The sequence below is a fragment of the Vibrio sp. SCP2 genome, assembly GCF_059295395.1.
Window position 1 is genome coordinate 1 of record NZ_JCAFVV010000036.1, and the last position, 423, is coordinate 423.

1 pseudogene is annotated in these 423 nt (G+C 54.1%); it reads right to left on the reverse strand.

From position 1 onward, the window contains the following. Window positions 1-423: pseudogene (locus tag AC5O63_RS22435) on the reverse strand (tandem large repeat); the annotation flags it as partial.

Here is a 423-nt window from a genome sequence, read left to right on the forward strand (position 1 = left end):
GTTCTCCCCTTTTACCGTCACGGTAATTTGGCCGTCTTGCAGCGCACTCATGTCTAGGTTCACATTCCAGCTACCATCACCGGATACATTGACGGTCGTTTCTGGGGTTTTGCCACCGTTCGTGTCACTCGCTTGAACCGTTAACGACTCACCCGATGCAAAACGCGTACTGCTACCAATAATAGCCACCGCCGCTGCATCCGAAGCGTTTACGGTATTACCACCATTAATGCTACCAATCGCAATAGTCGGGGTGATCGGTAACGCATGTGAGGTGTTGTCATCGCCCACATTACCCAGTGTATCGGTGTAGTTGCTCACCACGAGTCCCACACTGCGGTCACTGCTGCTCGGCACCGTGACGTTACCTGTCCACACTTTTTTGTCTGCCGTCGCCGCCAGTGAACTGATGGCCGTGCCGCC